We start from the raw sequence: 15,457 nt of genomic DNA on the forward strand, positions 1-15,457 counted from the left end.
GGTCGGGCGGGGCTGGATCGCCCAAGAAAAAGCCGCCGGCCCTGGCGGGGCGGCGGCGGTGTCCGGCCCACTCGGAGCCGGTGCGCTGTGGGCCTGAATCAGGCGGCCAGGCGCTTTTCGAGTTCGGCCTTGGTGTCCACCAGGGCTTGGGGCAGGTGGTAGGCCAGCTGCTCGAAGTGGGTGGCGTGCAGCTTGAGCTCGTCGGTCCAGGCCGCGCGGTCGATGCTGGTCACGGTGTTGAACTGGGCTTCGGAGAAGTCCAGGCCGTTCCAGTTGATTTCAGCGTAGGCGGGGGCCACGCCGAACATGGTGTCGGTGCCCTTGGCCTGACCTTCGATGCGGTCGATCATCCACTTCAGCACGCGCATGTTCTCGCCGTAGCCGGGCCACACGAACTTGCCGTCTTCACCCTTGCGGAACCAGTTGGTGGTGAAGATCTTGGGCTGCTTGCCACCGGCGGCGGTGATCTTGTCGCCCATGTTGAGCCAGTGCTGGAAGTAGTCGCTCATGTTGTAGCCGCAGAAGGGCAGCATGGCGAAGGGGTCGCGGCGCACCACGCCTTGCTGGCCGAAGGCCGCAGCGGTGGTTTCAGAGCCCATGGTCGAGGCCATGTACACGCCTTCGGTCCAGTTGCGGGCTTCGGTCACCAGGGGCACGGTGGTCGAGCGGCGGCCGCCGAAGATGAAGGCGTCGATCGTCACGCCAACCGGATCGTCCCAGGCGCTGTCCAGGGCCGGGTTGTTGGTGGCCGCCACGGTGAAGCGGGCGTTCGGGTGAGCGGCCTTGGCGCCGGTTTCCTTGGCGATGGCGGGGGTCCAGTCCTTGCCTTGCCAGTCGATCAGGTGGGCCGGGGTGCTGCCGCTGTCCTTTTCCATGCCTTCCCACCACACGTCGCCGTCGTCGGTCAGGGCCACGTTGGTGAAGATCACATCCTTGTCCAGGCTGGCCATGCAGTTGGGGTTGGTCAGCGTGTTGGTGCCGGGGGCCACGCCGAAGTAACCGGCTTCAGGGTTGATGGCGCGCAGCGAGCCATCGGCCTGGGGCTTGATCCAGGCGATGTCGTCACCGATGGTGGTGACCTTCCAGCCGTCGAAGGCGGCCGGGGGCACCAGCATCGAGAAGTTGGTCTTGCCGCAGGCGCTGGGGAAGGCCGCTGCCACGTGGTACTTCTTGCCTTGCGGGTTGGTCACGCCCAGGATCAGCATGTGCTCGGCCAGCCAGCCTTGCTCGCGGCCCATGTTGGAGGCGATGCGCAGGGCCAGGCACTTCTTGCCCAGCAGCGCGTTGCCGCCGTAGCCCGAACCGTAGGACCAGATCTCGCGGGTTTCCGGGTAGTGGACGATGTACTTGACGGTGGGGTTGCAGGGCCAGCTGGTCTTGTCGGTCTCGCCTGCGGCCAGGGGGGCACCCACGGTGTGCAGGCAGGGCACGAACTCGCCGTCCACACCCAGCACGTCGTACACGGCCTTGCCCATGCGGGTCATCAGCTTTTGGTTCACGGCCACGTAGGCGCTGTCGGTCAGCTCGACGCCGATGTGGGCGATGTTGGAGCCCAGCGGGCCCATGCTGAAGGGCACCACGTACATGGTGCGGCCAGCCATGCTGCCGTCAAACTGGGGCTGCAGCAGGGCGCGCATTTCGGCCGGGGCCTTCCAGTTGTTGGTCGGGCCGGCGTCTTCCTTCTTTTCGGAGCAGATGAAGGTGCGGTCTTCCACGCGGGCCACGTCGCTCGGGTCGGAGCAGGCCAGGAAGCTGTTGGGACGCTTGGCGGGGTTGAGTTTCTTGAAGGTGCCGGCGTCGACCAGTTGCTGGCACAGGCGTTGGTACTCTTCGTCGCTGCCGTCACACCACACCACGTTGGCGGGCTTGCACAGGGCCACCATGTCGGCCACCCAGGCGATCAGCTTGGCGTTCTTGACGTACGAAGGGGTGTTGAGGGTCAGGCCCTGCATCACGGGTGAGTTCATCGGAGGCTCCTAGTTTGAAAAGTCGTCTTTTCAAAAGGGCTCGATGAGGGGCCTGATGGGCTGTCCGCGTGGGGCGATGAGCATTCGCGGGAGCCTGATCTGCCGGTTGGCCACCTGGGCGCCACGGAACCTTTTGAGAAAACGGCTTGACTGCTCAGTCGGCGGGCGGGTCTCGGGGTGAACGGACTGGCTTCCGGGCACCGCGGGTCGGCTGGGATGACGATTTTATGAAGCCGGCCGCAGAAAGTCTCGCAGTTACTTTGAAAGTTCATGCAAAACTTGCATGGGGTTATGTTTGGTTTGATGGGGTCTGCCGGCCGCACAGGCATGAAAAAACCGCCTCGGAGGGCGGTTTTTGCGGGGCGTCGGGGAGGGCTTCAGGCCATGGTCACGGCAATGAAAGCCAGCAGGAAGATCAGCAGGCCGCCCACGATGGGCAGCACGAAGGGGATCAGGGGGACGACGGCTTCGACCGGATCCTGAGGCGCGTCGGTGGAGGCTGCGGCGTGGTGGTTGGACATGTGTCTCCTCGTGGGTGGGGTTGTGCCGTGCATTCTACCCAGGCCGGGCTTTTGCGTCTTCTCAGTGATGACCCTGCAGCACGGCTTCCAGCCCGGCCTCGTGCAGATGATCGAGCAGCGCGTCGATGTGGTCGGGTCCACGGGTCTGCACCACCAGTTCGATTTCGACGTTCTGCGCCGCCAGGCTGGTGAAGGCGCGCTGGTGGTGCACCTCTTCGATGTTGGCGCCCAGTTCGGCCACGATGGTGGTGATGCGCGCCAGCATGCCGGGCACGTCGCGCGCGCTCACGCGGATGCGGGCCAGTCGGCCCGAGCGCACCAGGCCGCGTTCGATGATGGCGGCCAGCAGCAGCGGATCGATGTTGCCGCCGCACAGCACCAGGCCCACCTTGCGGCCGCGGTAGCGTTCAGGTTGCTTCAGGATGGCGGCCAGGCTGGCGGCACCGGCGCCCTCGACCAGGGTCTTCTCGATTTCCAGCAGCATCACCAGCGCCTGCTCGATGTCGCCCTCGTCGACCAGCACCAGGTCGTCGATGCGCTCGGCCAGCACCTCTCGTGTGAGCTGCCCGGGCGAGCCCACGGCGATGCCCTCGGCAATCGTGCTGCTGCCCTGGGGGTGGTGGGTGCCGCGCAGGGCATTCACCATGGCCGGAAAGCGCGAGGTCTGCACCCCCACCAGTTCGATCTGCGGGCGCAGTGCGCGCGCCACTGTGGCCACCCCGGCCATCAGGCCGCCACCGCCCACGGCGATCACCAGGGCGTCGAGGTCGGGCACCACCCGCAGCATCTCGAGCGCCACCGTGCCTTGCCCGGCCATGATGGCCTCGTCGTCGTAGGGGTGCACAAAGGTCAGCTGCTGCGCTGCGGCCAGGGCCTGGGCATGCTGGCGGGCCTCGTCCAGGGTGTCGCCGTGCAGCACCACCTCGGCGCCGAAGCCGCGTGTGCGCTCCACCTTCACCCCCGGGGTGAAACGCGGCATCACGATCACGGCCCGCAGGCCCAGGCGCTGCGCGTGGTAGGCCACACCCTGGGCATGGTTGCCCGCGCTCATCGCGATCACGCCGCGCTGGCGTTGCTCCTCGCTGAGTTGGGCCAGCTTGTTGCAGGCCCCGCGTTCCTTGAAGGAGGCGGTGAACTGCAGGTTCTCGAACTTCAGGAAGATCTGGGCGCCGGTCAGTTGTGACAGCGTGCGCGATTCGACGAAGGGGGTGTCCAGCACATGGGGGGCCACGCGTGCGGCAGCCTGCTCGACGTCTTGCAATGAAAGCATGTTGGAATCCTTAGCGTGATCAAGGGTCACTTATGAGACTGGCTGAGGGGGTTATGACTTTCGTCAAGTCTTTCGGGGGTGTCCCGCGTTCCAATCGGAACCTAGCATGCCATGACCCCCACGGCGGCGGAATACCCCATGAAAATCAATCTCCCGGTCACTCAGACCGAAGTCGAAATGGCCGAAGGCATGGTCCTGGTGTCCACCACCGACACCCAGGGCCGCATCACCCACTGCAACCGGGCCTTTGTGCAAATGAGCGGCTTCTCCTATGAAGAACTGCTGGGCCAGCCACACAACCTGGTGCGCCACCCCGACATGCCCCCCGAGGCCTATGCCGACATGTGGTCCACCATCGGGCGCGGCCGCCCATGGTCGGGCATCGTCAAGAACCGTTGCAAGAACGGCGACTTCTACTGGGTGCAGGCCAACGTCTCGCCCGTGATGGAGGGCGGCAAACCCGCAGGCTACATGTCGGTGCGCCTCAAGCCCACGCGCGAGCAGGTTCGCCAGGCCGAGCAGCTCTACCGCGACATGGCCGAAGAAAAGGCCAGCGGGCGGCGCTCGTTTCGCCTGCATGCCGGCGGCATCCGTGGCGTGGGCTGGCGCGACTGGCCCAAGCGCCGATACCGGCTGACCTTGTCCCAGCGCACTGGTCTGGCCACAGGGGCGGCCCTGGCCGCGGCGGTGTGGGGTGGTTCGGCGCTGGCCGAGGGGCTCGCAGGCCTCGGCATGCCGGTGCTGCTCTGGCAAGGCCTTTGTGCGGCCTTGGCCTGGGCGGGGTTTCAGACCTGGTTTGTGCACAGCACGGCAAAACCGTTGGCCGAAGCCGCCGATGTGGCCGGCAACCTGGCCGCCTGCAACCTCGACGGCATGCTTGATTACGACCCGACCAACCCGATTGGCCAGATCAAGCGCCAGCTGTGGCTGGTGAACCTGAACATGCGCGCCATCGTGACCGATGTGCGGGCCGAGGTGGATGAAATGGTGGCCGAGGCGCGCGCCATCCGCGACGGCACGCTGGATCTGTCGGCCCGCAGCGAGCAGCAGGCCCAGGCCGTGGCCGAGACCGTGGCTTCGGTGACCCAGATGACCGCCTCGCTGAGCGAGACGTCGGCCACCGTGAGCGAGTTGTCCCAGCTCAGCGCCGACGCCCATCAGCACGCCGACGCCGGAAGCCAGGCCACCGGCGAGGTGTCGAGCTCGATGGAGCGCATCCGCGGCTCGTCCAAGCGCATCACCGACATCATCGAGCTGATGGAGCAACTGGCCTTCCAGACCAATCTGCTGGCCCTCAATGCCGCGGTCGAGGCGGCCCACGCCGGTGACCAGGGCCGCGGCTTTGCGGTGGTGGCGGCCGAGGTGCGCGCCCTGGCCCGCCGCAGCACGGACGCGGCCACCCAGATCCGCAGCCTGATCGATGCTTCGGTTTCGGATGTGGATACCGGAGGCCACCGGGTCGACGAGGCCGCCCGCACCATCCAGGATGTGGTGGGTTCGGTGCAGCGTGTGAGCAGCATGCTGCAGTCGATCGAGACGGCCGCGCGCGAGCAGCTGCACGGGGTGACGCAGATCGATCAGGCCATGCAGCTGATAGACGATGTGACGCACCGCAATGCCGAACTGGCCAGCGCTTCGGCGGTGTCCAGCGAAACCCTGGAGCGCCGCGCCGACACGCTGCAGCGCGCCGTGCGCATCTTCCGGGTCAACGCCTGAACCCGGGCTTCAGAGCTGGCACACGCGCAGCACCTCGGCGCCATAGGCCTCCAGCTTGCGCGCGCCGATGCCGCTGATGCCTTGCAGGTCTTCGGGCGTGGCCGGAAAGCGCTCGGCGATGGCCGCCAGGGTGGCGTCGTGGAAGATCACGTAGGCCGGCAGGTTGTGCTCGCGGGCCACCTCGGTGCGCCATGCCTTGAGGGCTTCGAAGCGGCGCAGCGCGCCGCCTTCCAGTGCGATCGCCGCCTTGGCCGGGCTGCCGCTGCCGGTGCTGCTGCGCGTGCGTCGGCTGCGCGGCGCTGCCGCCGTGCTTTCGCGCAGTTGGATCGGCACCTCGCCGCGCAGCACGGCGCGCGCGGCGTCGGTGAGCTGCAGGGTGTTGAAGGCCTGGGCATCCACGGCCAGCGCGCCGATGGCGATCAGCTGGCGCAGCACGCCGCGCAGCTGCTGCTCCGAGAACTCGGCCCCGATGCCGAAGGTGCTGATCTGCTCGTGCCCGTACTGCGTCACCTTGTCGGTCTTCTTGCCGCGCAGGATGTCCATGATGTGGCCGGCACCAAAGCTGATGCCGCTGGCCTGCTGCACCCGGTAGATGGTGGACAGCAGCTTGCGCGCGGCATCCGTGCCATCCCACACGGCCGGCGGCGTCAGGCAGTTGTCGCAGTTGCCACAGGGCTCGCTGTGCTGCCCGAAATAGCTCAGCAGGCGCACACGCCGGCAGTCGATGGCCTCGGCCAGGCCCAGCAAGGCGTCAAGCTTGCCCACCATCACCTGCTTGAACTCTTCGCTGGCCGGGCTCTCGTCGATCATGCGGCGCTGGTTCACCACGTCTTGCAGGCCGTAGGCCATCCAGGCGTTGGCGGCGGCCCCATCGCGGCCGGCGCGACCGGTCTCCTGGTAGTAGCCCTCGATGTTCTTGGGCATGTCCACGTGGGCGACAAAACGCACATCGGGCTTGTCGATGCCCATGCCGAAGGCGATGGTGGCGCACATGATGATGCCGTCCTCGCGCAGGAAGCGGTCCTGGTGGTGCTGGCGCACGCCGGCGTCCAGGCCCGCGTGGTAGGGCAGGGCGTTCAGCCCGTTCTCGCACAGGGTCTGGGCCAGTTCTTCGACCCGCTTGCGCGACTGGCAATACACCACGCCCGCATCATGCCCCTGCGGGGTGGTGTGCTCGTTTTCGATGAAGCGCAGCAGCTGCTGCGTCACGTCCTTCTTCTCGACGATGGTGTAGCGGATGTTGGGTCGGTCAAAGCTGCTGACGAACTGGCCCGCCTCCTGCAGTTGCAGGCGCTCCACGATGTCGGCGCGCGTGGTCGCATCGGCGGTGGCGGTCAGGGCCATGCGCGGCACGCCGGCATAGCGCTCGTGCAGCACCGTCAAGGCCCGGTACTCGGGGCGGAAGTCATGGCCCCACTGGCTCACGCAGTGCGCCTCGTCGATGGCAAACAGGCTCAGCATGCCGCGTTCGTGCAGCGAGTCGAGCTGGGACAGAAAGCGCGGCGTGGTCACCCGCTCGGGCGCCGCATACAGCAGCGTGATCTCGCCGCGCAACAGCCGGCGCTCCACCTCGCTGGCCTGGTCGTACGACAGCGTCGAATTGAGGAAGGCTGCGTCCACCCCCGACTCGTGCAAGGCCCCGACCTGGTCGTGCATCAGGGCAATCAGCGGCGACACCACCACGGTGATGCCCAGGCCTGCGCGCTGGCGCACGATGGCCGGCACCTGGTAGCACAGCGATTTGCCGCCGCCCGTGGGCATCAGCACCAGGGCGTCGCCCCCGGCCACCACGTGGTCGATGATGGCCTGCTGGGGGCCGCGAAACTGCTCGTAGCCGAACACCTCACGCAACACGGACTGGGCAGAGGACTCGGTAATGTGTGGCAAGGCGGACTCGGGTGGGGTGGGTGGCAAAGCGGCTATTCAACAGCGATTCAGCGTCGGCTGGCGCAGGCGCGCGTGCGCCGCAGGCTGACTGGGCGAGCCGGCACGACAGCGTGTCGCCCGGTGGCCGATCAGGGGCTGCCTGGTGCCGAGGCTCAGGATTATCTCAGGCCCGATGGCCCGTCCGTGTCGGTGGGCGCTTCAGCCCGCAGGGGAGAGTTGGCTTTCCAGCACCTGGATGCCCTGCGGGTAGGCCAGACCCACCCGATTGCGCCCCTGGTGCTTGGCGCGGTACAGCGCGCTGTCGGCCCGCTCCAGGAAGGCGTGGGCGGTGGCATCGCGGCGCGGGTCGAACTCGGCCACGCCAAAGCTCAGCGTGAGCAGCTTGCCCTCGGGTGAGGTGGCGTCGGGCAGGCCGCGTTCGTGCAGTGCTTGCTGGATGCGTTGCACCAGATCAAGACCCCCATTGAGCACGGTGTTGGGCAGCACCAGGGTGAATTCCTCACCGCCATACCGCGCCACCATGTCGGTGGCGCGCTGGATCACCCCGCTCAGCACCTGCCCCACTTCGCGCAGGCAGTCGTCGCCGATCAGGTGACCGTAGAAGTCGTTGAAGGCCTTGAAGTGATCGATGTCGCACATCACCAGGGCCAGGGGCTCGCTCAGGCGCAGGCTGCGCGCCACCTCGCGTTCCAGGATCACATCGAGCGCGCGCCGGTTCAGCAAGCCGGTCAGGCCGTCGCGCCAGGCCAGCTGGCGCAACTGCTCGTTGTCGGCCTGCAGGCGGCGTGCGTTGTCGTGCAGCGCCTGTTCCTTGTCCTTGATCGCGGTGACGTCGGTCAGGCGCACCATGCAGCCGTCCAGCAAGGGGCCGATGTGCACCTTGAACCAGCGGCTGGCACCGTCCTGGGTGAGTTCCAGCTCGCGCTCGCGCGGGTTGCGGGTCTGCACCACGGCCAGGCAATCGGCGTCCAGGCCCAGTCGGGGCCAGTTCGGAAACACCTCATGGGCCAGGCGCCCCTGGGCCGGCTCGTCGGTCTGGCCCGCCAAGGTCGCAAACGGGAGGTTGGCCACCGTCACCAGCCAGTGGGTGCTTTCGGGCCCGGCGCTGCGCACACGGCGCAGCGCCAGCAAACCTTCGCTGGCGCAGTTCAACACCGTCTCCAGCAGCTTGGCGCGGGCCTCCATGGGCTGGTTGAAGACCAGGATCCAGGGCTGGCCGTCGTCGCCTCGCGCCGGCATCACCAGGCGCTCCCAGGTCAGTACCCAGGGGTTGCTGTGCGCAAAATGCACCACGTACAGCGGCAGGCAGCGCGCGGCCACCTCGTCGAAATGGCTGCGCTGGAAATCGGCCAGCTCGGGCGCCTGCTGGCTCAGGCGCAGGCCGGTCGGGTCGCTCAGGGAGTCGTGGCGGAATTCGTCACCGCAGAAGTGGCCCAGGTAGTCGCCATCCGGCAAGGGCCGGTACACGGTCATGCGGGCCGCAAACGGTGACAAGGGCCCATCCAGGGCCAGGTCGGACAGGGCCGGAAGCTGCCCCGGGACAGGGCTCAGCCCCCGCCACAGGCGATGCAAGGCGACCACGTCGGCGTTGTCAACCGCGCTTTCGATGGGGCTCCAGACTTGCTTGTGCCAGATGGCCATGCGTTTCCTTGGGTCGAAGGCAGCTCCGGGCCCGAGGGGCCGCAGGCTGGTCTGCAGGGACGTGGGCAGACCTGAGTTTGAAGCCAACAAACCTGCACCGAGTAACCAATCAGTCTAGCAAAATGTCCTCGTTTGTAACAGCGAAATAGATAGCCCATTTGGGGGTAGTTCTGCCGCACGGAAATGTGCAGTGGGCGACTTTCTACAATGGCGGGATGAAACCCGTTGTCTACACGCGCGCCCAGGCGCTGCCCGAAATCCTGTCCCGTCGCATCGTCATCCTCGATGGCGCCATGGGCACCATGATCCAGCGCTTCAAGCTCAGCGAAGAGCAGTACCGCGGCGCCGGCTACACCGGTGCGGGCCACCAGGGGGAGCGCTTCAGCGCCTTCCACAAGGACGTCAAGGGCAACAACGAGCTGCTCAGCCTGACCCGGCCGGACGTCATCACCAGCATCCACGAGAGCTACCTGGCCGCTGGCGCCGACCTGATCGAGACCAACACCTTCGGTGCCACCACCATCGCCCAGGCCGACTACGACATGGCGCCGCTGGCGCGCGAGATGAACCTCGTGTCGGCCCGCCTGGCCCGCGCCGCCTGCGACAAGTACAGCACGCCCGACAAGCCACGCTTTGTGGCCGGTGCCCTGGGCCCCACGCCCAAGACCGCCAGCATCAGCCCCGATGTGAACGACCCGGGCGCCCGCAACGTCAATTTCGAAGAGCTGCGCGCGGCCTACTACGAGCAGACCGAGGCGCTGGTCGAAGGCGGCGCCGACGTGCTGCTGGTCGAGACCATCTTCGACACCCTGAACGCCAAGGCCGCGCTGTTCGCCATTGACGAGTACTTCGAGGCCAGCGGCCAGCGCCTGCCCATCCTCATCAGCGGCACCGTCACCGACGCCTCGGGCCGCATCCTGTCGGGCCAGACCGTGACCGCCTTCTGGCACAGCGTGCGCCATGCCCAGCCCCTGGCCATCGGCCTCAACTGCGCCCTGGGCGCCACGCTGATGCGCCCCTACATCCAGGAGCTCAACCGCGTTGCCCCCGACACCTTCATCAGCTGCTACCCCAACGCCGGCCTGCCCAACCCCATGAGCGACACCGGCTTTGACGAGACCCCCGAGGTCACCAGCCGCCTGATCCACGAATTTGCTGCCGAAGGCCTGGTCAACATCGTGGGCGGCTGCTGCGGCACCACCCCCGACCACATCGGGGCCATCGCCCAGGCGGTGCAGCCCCTGGCCACCCGCGAACTGCCGGTGGCCGGTCGGTTTGCGGCTTACCGCGAGGCCGCCTGAGGCGAGCGGGGCCTGTTCAGGCGCCCTTCAGTCGCCTGTGAGATGCGCCTGGATGGCGGCCACATCGGCCTGGGCCGTCTGCAGCAGCCAACGCCGGAACGCCACCAGCGCCGGCTTGGGGCGCTGCCCTGAGGGCGCGCACAGAAAATACCCCCGCGCCAAGGTGATCGGCAGGTCAAACGGCGCGGCCACGGCCCCCGAGGCCAGCTCGGTGCTGACCAGGCAGCGCTGAACCAGGGCCACCCCCATGTCGGCAATCACCGCCTGGATCAACATGGCCACCTGGTCGAAGGCCGTGCTCAGTCGCGGCGTTCGCCCGGGCGCCCCGGCCGCCTGCAGCCATTGCGCCCAGTTGCCGGGCGCGGTCGTGTGGTACAGCAAGGGCTCGTCGGCCAACTCGCCAGGGGCTTGCCAGGCCCCCACGGCCCGCCGTTGCGCCAGCCGGGCCGGGTGGCAGATCGGCACCACCTCGCGCCCGATCAGGTAATCGCAATCCCAGTGCGGCCACTGGGTGGGCCCCAGGCCGGTCAGCACCGCGGCGTCGGGCGTGGGGCCCGAGAAATCCTCGTCCTTGCGGTAGGGCACAAAGTTGATGTGTACCTCGGGGTGTTGCTGCTGAAAGGTCTTCAGGCGTGGGATCAGCCACACGCTGGCCAGGGTCGGCACCACCGACAGGTTCAGCGGCTGGTCGGCGGGGCTCTCACGCAAGCGGGCGCTGGCGGCCTCGATCGCGGCCAGCGGCTCGCGGACCGCGTCCAGCAACTGCTGCCCCGCGGCGGTCAGTGCCATCGCGTTGGCCCGGCGCAGCAGCAGCGGCTTGCCGTAGTGAAACTCCAGGCGCGCCACCGCCCGGCTGATGGCGCTCTGGGTCACGCACAGCTCCATCGCCGCCTTGGAGAAACTGCCCAGCCGCACGGCAGCCGCAAAGGCGTGGAGTTCTGACATCGAGGGCGAATGCAGGCGCATGGTGGGCGAGGGCTCAAAGAGGGGGCCGGTATGCCTGTTGCGCATACCCGTTGACCGGATTGTCGTTTGTGCTGCGGGGCGTCTGTCCGGACACTGGCCACCTCCCATCCAATGCCGAGTTGAGCACGAATGCCATGAAACCCGCCGCCCCCTTCATCGTCGCCCCGAACCTTGCGCTGATCACCCGCCGCCTCATGGTGCTGGGCCTGGCGGGCTCGGCCACGCTGGCCCCCGCCCTGGCCCGGGCCGAGTACCCTGACAAGCCGATCCGCCTGATCGTGCCCTTTGCCCCCAGCGGCTCCACCGACCTGGCGGCGCGCCTGATCGCCGAGTTCGCGGGCCGGGCCCTGGGCCAATCCATCATCGTGGACAACCGCGCCGGCGCCGGCGGCTCGCTGGGCATGGAGCAGGTGGCCAAGGCCCGCCCCGACGGCTACACCCTGGGCATGGCCACCATGAGCACCCATGGCTCCAACGTGGCGGCCTACGGCAGCCGCCTGAAATACGACCCGCTGAAAGACTTCGCCCCCATCAGCAATGTGGCCACGGTGCCCAGTGTGTTGGCCGTGAACGTCCGCACCCCCTACAAGAGCCTGGCTGATTTCATCGCCGCGGCCCGAAAGGAGCCTGGCAAGATCACCTTCGCCTCGCCCGGCACCGGCTCGCTGGGGCACGCCAATGTCGAGTACTTCTCCAGCCTGGCCAAGATCGAGTTGCTGCACGTGCCCTACAAGGGCTCGGGCATGGCCCTGAACGACGCGGTGGCCGGTCAGGTCGAGGCCATCACCGACAACCTGCCCTCCGCCCTGCCGCACATCCAGTCGGGACGACTGCGGGCGCTGGTTGTGTTGTCTGACAAACGCTCACCGGCCTTGCCCGACGTGCCCACCTATGGCGAGCTGGGTTTTCCGCAGATGGGCAACGGCGGCTGGTTCGGCGTGGTCGCGCCTGCCGGCACACCAGCCCCGGTCGTGCAAAAGCTCAACCAGGCCATCCACCAGGCCATGAAGCAGCCCGACTTCGTCAAGAAGATGAACGAGGCCGGCGCCACCCTGATCCCCACCACCCCGGCGCAGTTCCAGACCCAGATCCAGCAGGCCGTGGCCCGCTACCTCGAAGTGGCCAAGGTGGCCAAAATGGAGGCCGAATGAGCCCGCAGACCCCCGCCCTGTTCACCCTGCACCAGCCCAGCGTCCCCCAGTTGCCGTTGGTGTGCGATTCGCCCCACAGCGGCACCACCTACCCGGCTGATTTCCAGACAGTGCTGCCCCTGTCCGAACTGCGTGCCGCGGAGGACACCCACGTCGAAGCGCTCTGGGGCGCGGCACCCGCCCTGGGGGCCACCTTGCTCGAAGCCCACTTCCCGCGCAGCTACCTGGACCTGAACCGCAGCCTGGACGACATCGACCCGGCCCTGCTCGACGGCCCCTGGCCCGCGCCTCTGTCGCCGGGGGAGAAGACCCGCCTGGGCTCGGGCCTGATCTGGCGCAGCGTGAAGGGCCTGCCCCTGTACGACCGCCCGCTGTCGGTGGCCGAGGTGCAAGCCCGCATCGAGCGCTGCTACCGGCCGTATCACGCGGCCCTGTCTGACGCGGTGGCCCAGACCCAGGCCCGCTTTGGCGCCGTCTGGCACCTGAACCTGCACTCCATGCCCAACAACGCCTACGAGCGCCTGCAGATCAAGAGCCCCCACCCCCTGGCCGACTTCGTGCTGGGCGACCGCGACGGCAGCACCTGCGAGCCGGCCTTCGTCGCGCTGGTCGAAGCGCATCTGCGGGCCAAGGGCTACACCGTGGCCCGCAACGACCCCTACAAGGGCGTGGCCCTGATCGCCCGCATCGGCCAGCCCGCCCTGAACCGCCACAGCCTGCAGATCGAGATCCGCCGCCCCATCTACATGGACGAGCAGACCCGCGAGCGCAGCGCCGACTTCGGCACCGTGCAGCGCGACATCACCGAGTTGCTGCAGGCCATAGCTGGGTACCTGAGGGCGCATCCGGCGCTGCGGGCTGAGCAGGATTGAGTCAGGTCGTCTGAGCTGGGTCACCTCATGCCTTCGTGGCACGGTAGGCGGCCTGAACGGCTGGCACCAATGAAGGATGCAGCGTGCCCAGCTTGGGGTTCTGGCCATGCGGGGCGGCCGGTGGTACCGAGAACCAGACGGTGTTGTAGGGTAGAACCAAGGTGTTGTTGAGATCGAACTTGGTGTCGTAGCTGAGTCCTGCGGCTTGGTAGGCTGCAGGGTGCTTGCTTTTCAGAATCGCAAATTCGCCTTGGTACAGCACTGTTGTGCGTTGGCTGGTGCCGTAGGCGACCTGGATGTGGAACTCCGGCTCATCATCATCGAACACCGCCAGAACCAGAGCCGGCCGAGGCTTCGGGCGAGGATGGATGTTGTCGGGGAAATGGCACCAGACCAGCTCGCCTGCCGCGGGCTCCGGCCACCAGACCGGGCTCATGTCGATTCGGTTTCCAACAGGCTCGAGCGCACCGACCGCTTGCGGCCTTGCGGTACGGCCTTCTTGATCTGATCCAGCTGGGCGGCCGTGAGCGCTCCGTCGTCCGCTTCGTATTGCGGCAGCAGCTTGACGGCCAACTCGTGCAGCGCCATGTGGATGGCCTGGGTTTCATCGACACCCAGATGGTCCGCCAGGCGCTTGGCGGTTTCGCGTGTGACGCCAAAGGCGCTGTCCGTGGCGCGGTAGCGAAAGGCAATTTGCGGGGCCGGGGAACGTGTGGGCAAGGCAGCCTCCTGTATCTGTATATCTAAAAGATATCTCGGGCGGTTTGGCAAGTCAAGGCAGCTTGTCCTGCGCGATGGGCCCGTCGAGGCGGCCTTCTGACCATTCGGCGACTTTTCACCCGAGGCTGCTGCCCGAAATGCCGGTCCGGCCGAACGCACCCGTAGCCCTTCCCTCTTTTGAAACGTCCATTGGAGATGAAGACGCTTTACCTCATCTTGTGCTTGTTGGGGGCTTCCGTGCCTCTGGGGCTCTTCTTGCCTTGGCTGGGGCAGCATGGGCTGAATTTTCCTTTGTTGATTCAACAGGTGTGGGCCTCCCCGGTGGCAGCATTTGCCTGGGCCGATGTGGGGGTGTCGGCTTTGGCCTTGCTCGCTTTCATGGCGCATGACAACAAACGTCGCCCTGTCAGGCACCGAGGGTGGGTTGTCGCAGCCTTGTGCCTCATCGGCCAGTCCTTGGCTTTGCCGCTGTATCTGTGGCTTCGCGAGCCCGTGGATTCCCATGGAGTGGACGGTGGCAAAGGGTCATGAACCGCCTTTGATCTGATTTTCCTAACCGATGGGCGCCTTTTGGGCCCGATGGGAGGTAGCGAGCCCGGGGCCTTGGTTTCCAGTCGGCAGACTGAGCGGGGCATTTTCGGGCCCCTGTCCCCATTGGTGTCCAGCAGGGGCGCCATGCCATCGTCTTGCATTCCCAATTGGAGATCATCAGCCATGTTCGATTCATTTTTGCAAGGCCAGCAGGTGCTGGTCTTGGGCGGCACTTCCGGCCTGGGCCTGGCCACGGCGGCAGGGGCCTTGCGGGCGGGTGCGCAGGTGCATGTGGGCGGGCGCGATCCGCAGCGGCTGGCCGACGCGCTGGCCCCGCTGGGGCCGAAGGCCAGCGGGGCTTGCGTGGATCTGACCGACGAGGGCTCGGTGCAGGCTTTCTTCGCCTCCTTTCCCCGGGTCGATCACCTGGTGGTCTGCGCCGCCAACAACCTGCCTGCGCGCTTGATCGATGGCGATCTGGCGGCCCTGCGCACCAGCCTCGACTCGCGCTTCTGGGGGGCGGTGCATGCCCTGCGTGCCGTGGCCCCTCGCCTGGCGCCCGAGGGCTCGGTCGTGCTCACCTCGGGCATGGTCAGCCAGCGCCCGCGGCCGGGCATGGCCATGGTGGCGGCGGCGGCCTGTGCGGTGGAGTCGCTGGCGCGCTCCCTGGTGGGTGAGCTGGCGCCCCGGCGCATCAATGTGATCAACCCGGGCCCCATGCACACGCCCTTGCTGGAGCGCGCGCTGGGGGGCCAGGCCCAGGCCCTGCAGGGCCTGGCCGATCTGCAGCCGCTCAAGCGCCTGGGCCAGGCCGAAGACTTTGCGCAGACGGCGCTGTTCGCCATGGGCAACCGCCAGCTCAATGGGGCGGTGCTGCACCTCGATGGCGGGGCCCGCTGGGCCTGAGCGGGCCC

14 protein-coding genes are annotated in these 15,457 nt (G+C 67.3%); 6 read left to right on the forward strand and 8 right to left on the reverse strand.

Going from position 1 to position 15,457, the window contains the following annotated elements; translation table 11 throughout:
- Positions 1–98: 98 nt before the first annotated feature.
- From L880_RS0106205 to L880_RS0106215, 3 genes are all read right to left on the reverse strand, one after another.
- On the reverse strand, positions 99–1,967 hold the full coding sequence (locus L880_RS0106205; protein ID WP_027474938.1) for a phosphoenolpyruvate carboxykinase (GTP): 1,869 nt from the start codon (positions 1,965–1,967) through the stop codon (positions 99–101).
- Positions 1,968–2,344: 377 nt separating this feature from the next.
- Entirely contained in the window at positions 2,345–2,488 is a 144-nt protein-coding gene (locus tag L880_RS36005) for a hypothetical protein (protein ID WP_019573638.1), read from the reverse strand.
- Positions 2,489–2,549: 61 nt separating this feature from the next.
- Positions 2,550–3,788 (reverse strand): threonine ammonia-lyase, encoded by a 1,239-nt coding sequence (locus L880_RS0106215; protein WP_281174756.1) that lies wholly within the window; start codon positions 3,786–3,788, stop codon positions 2,550–2,552.
- A gap of 108 nt (positions 3,789–3,896) precedes the next feature.
- Here L880_RS0106215 and L880_RS0106220 point away from each other — a divergent pair, with 108 nt between their 5' ends.
- Positions 3,897–5,474, forward strand: a complete 1,578-nt coding sequence (locus tag L880_RS0106220) for a methyl-accepting chemotaxis protein (RefSeq protein WP_027474940.1) — start codon at positions 3,897–3,899, stop codon at positions 5,472–5,474.
- A 9-nt stretch (positions 5,475–5,483) separates the two neighbouring features.
- Here the strand turns inward: L880_RS0106220 and recQ are convergent, their stop codons facing one another.
- Positions 5,484–7,361: a DNA helicase RecQ gene (gene recQ, locus L880_RS0106225; RefSeq protein WP_245614979.1), complete on the reverse strand. Its 1,878-nt coding sequence runs from the start codon at positions 7,359–7,361 to the stop codon at positions 5,484–5,486.
- Positions 7,362–7,559: 198 nt separating this feature from the next.
- Positions 7,560–9,002, reverse strand: a complete 1,443-nt coding sequence (locus L880_RS34265; RefSeq protein WP_051443108.1) for a GGDEF domain-containing protein — start codon at positions 9,000–9,002, stop codon at positions 7,560–7,562.
- 215 nt (positions 9,003–9,217) lie between these two features.
- Here L880_RS34265 and L880_RS0106235 point away from each other — a divergent pair, with 215 nt between their 5' ends.
- Positions 9,218–10,303 carry a homocysteine S-methyltransferase family protein gene (locus L880_RS0106235; RefSeq protein WP_027474942.1) on the forward strand — a complete coding sequence of 362 codons (1,086 nt, stop codon included), beginning with the start codon at positions 9,218–9,220 and terminating at the stop codon, positions 10,301–10,303.
- Between the two features lie 27 nt (positions 10,304–10,330).
- Here L880_RS0106235 and L880_RS0106240 read toward each other — a convergent pair whose 3' ends face one another.
- Positions 10,331–11,248 (reverse strand): LysR substrate-binding domain-containing protein, encoded by a 918-nt coding sequence (locus tag L880_RS0106240; protein ID WP_027474943.1) that lies wholly within the window; start codon positions 11,246–11,248, stop codon positions 10,331–10,333.
- A 215-nt stretch (positions 11,249–11,463) separates the two neighbouring features.
- On the opposite strand from L880_RS0106240, the gene L880_RS0106245 reads away from it, so the two are divergent.
- Both L880_RS0106245 and L880_RS0106250 read left to right on the forward strand, forming a co-directional pair.
- Positions 11,464–12,420: a Bug family tripartite tricarboxylate transporter substrate binding protein gene (locus tag L880_RS0106245; protein ID WP_043328758.1), complete on the forward strand. Its 957-nt coding sequence runs from the start codon at positions 11,464–11,466 to the stop codon at positions 12,418–12,420.
- A complete protein-coding gene (locus tag L880_RS0106250; RefSeq protein ID WP_027474945.1) occupies positions 12,417–13,292 on the forward strand; it encodes an N-formylglutamate amidohydrolase in 876 nt (291 codons plus the stop codon). The genes L880_RS0106245 and L880_RS0106250 overlap by 4 nt, the downstream gene beginning before the upstream one ends.
- Before the next feature lie 25 nt (positions 13,293–13,317).
- Here L880_RS0106250 and L880_RS0106255 read toward each other — a convergent pair whose 3' ends face one another.
- Positions 13,318–13,728 carry a hypothetical protein gene (locus L880_RS0106255; protein WP_027474946.1) on the reverse strand — a complete coding sequence of 137 codons (411 nt, stop codon included), beginning with the start codon at positions 13,726–13,728 and terminating at the stop codon, positions 13,318–13,320.
- The gene (locus L880_RS0106260) at positions 13,725–14,012 is read right to left on the reverse strand and encodes a hypothetical protein (RefSeq protein ID WP_027474947.1); all 288 of its coding nucleotides are present in this window, start codon (positions 14,010–14,012) and stop codon (positions 13,725–13,727) included. The genes L880_RS0106255 and L880_RS0106260 overlap by 4 nt, the downstream gene beginning before the upstream one ends.
- A gap of 195 nt (positions 14,013–14,207) precedes the next feature.
- Between L880_RS0106260 and L880_RS36790 the strand changes: the two genes are divergently transcribed.
- Entirely contained in the window at positions 14,208–14,543 is a 336-nt protein-coding gene (locus L880_RS36790) for a DUF2834 domain-containing protein (protein ID WP_157462633.1), read from the forward strand.
- 183 nt (positions 14,544–14,726) lie between these two features.
- Entirely contained in the window at positions 14,727–15,449 is a 723-nt protein-coding gene (locus L880_RS0106270; protein WP_027474948.1) for an SDR family oxidoreductase, read from the forward strand.
- The last annotated feature ends 8 nt before the right edge of the window (positions 15,450–15,457 follow it).

Source organism: Curvibacter gracilis ATCC BAA-807 (genome assembly GCF_000518645.1).
Classification (GTDB): Bacteria; Pseudomonadota; Gammaproteobacteria; order Burkholderiales; family Burkholderiaceae_C; genus Curvibacter; species Curvibacter gracilis.

Bases quoted from the DNA above. Each gene is read 5' to 3' on its own strand.
- L880_RS0106205 (WP_027474938.1), bottom strand. From the start codon at position 1,967: ATGAACTCACCCGTGATGCAGGGCCTGACCCTCAACACCCCTTCGTAC.
- L880_RS36005 (WP_019573638.1), bottom strand. From the start codon at position 2,488: ATGTCCAACCACCACGCCGCAGCCTCCACCGACGCGCCTCAGGATCCG.
- L880_RS0106220 (WP_027474940.1), top strand. From the start codon at position 3,897: ATGAAAATCAATCTCCCGGTCACTCAGACCGAAGTCGAAATGGCCGAA.
- L880_RS34265 (WP_051443108.1), bottom strand. From the start codon at position 9,002: ATGGCCATCTGGCACAAGCAAGTCTGGAGCCCCATCGAAAGCGCGGTT.
- L880_RS0106235 (WP_027474942.1), top strand. From the start codon at position 9,218: ATGAAACCCGTTGTCTACACGCGCGCCCAGGCGCTGCCCGAAATCCTG.
- L880_RS0106240 (WP_027474943.1), bottom strand. From the start codon at position 11,248: ATGTCAGAACTCCACGCCTTTGCGGCTGCCGTGCGGCTGGGCAGTTTC.
- L880_RS0106245 (WP_043328758.1), top strand. From the start codon at position 11,464: ATGGTGCTGGGCCTGGCGGGCTCGGCCACGCTGGCCCCCGCCCTGGCC.
- L880_RS0106250 (WP_027474945.1), top strand. From the start codon at position 12,417: ATGAGCCCGCAGACCCCCGCCCTGTTCACCCTGCACCAGCCCAGCGTC.
- L880_RS0106255 (WP_027474946.1), bottom strand. From the start codon at position 13,728: ATGAGCCCGGTCTGGTGGCCGGAGCCCGCGGCAGGCGAGCTGGTCTGG.
- L880_RS36790 (WP_157462633.1), top strand. From the start codon at position 14,208: ATGAAGACGCTTTACCTCATCTTGTGCTTGTTGGGGGCTTCCGTGCCT.
- L880_RS0106270 (WP_027474948.1), top strand. From the start codon at position 14,727: ATGTTCGATTCATTTTTGCAAGGCCAGCAGGTGCTGGTCTTGGGCGGC.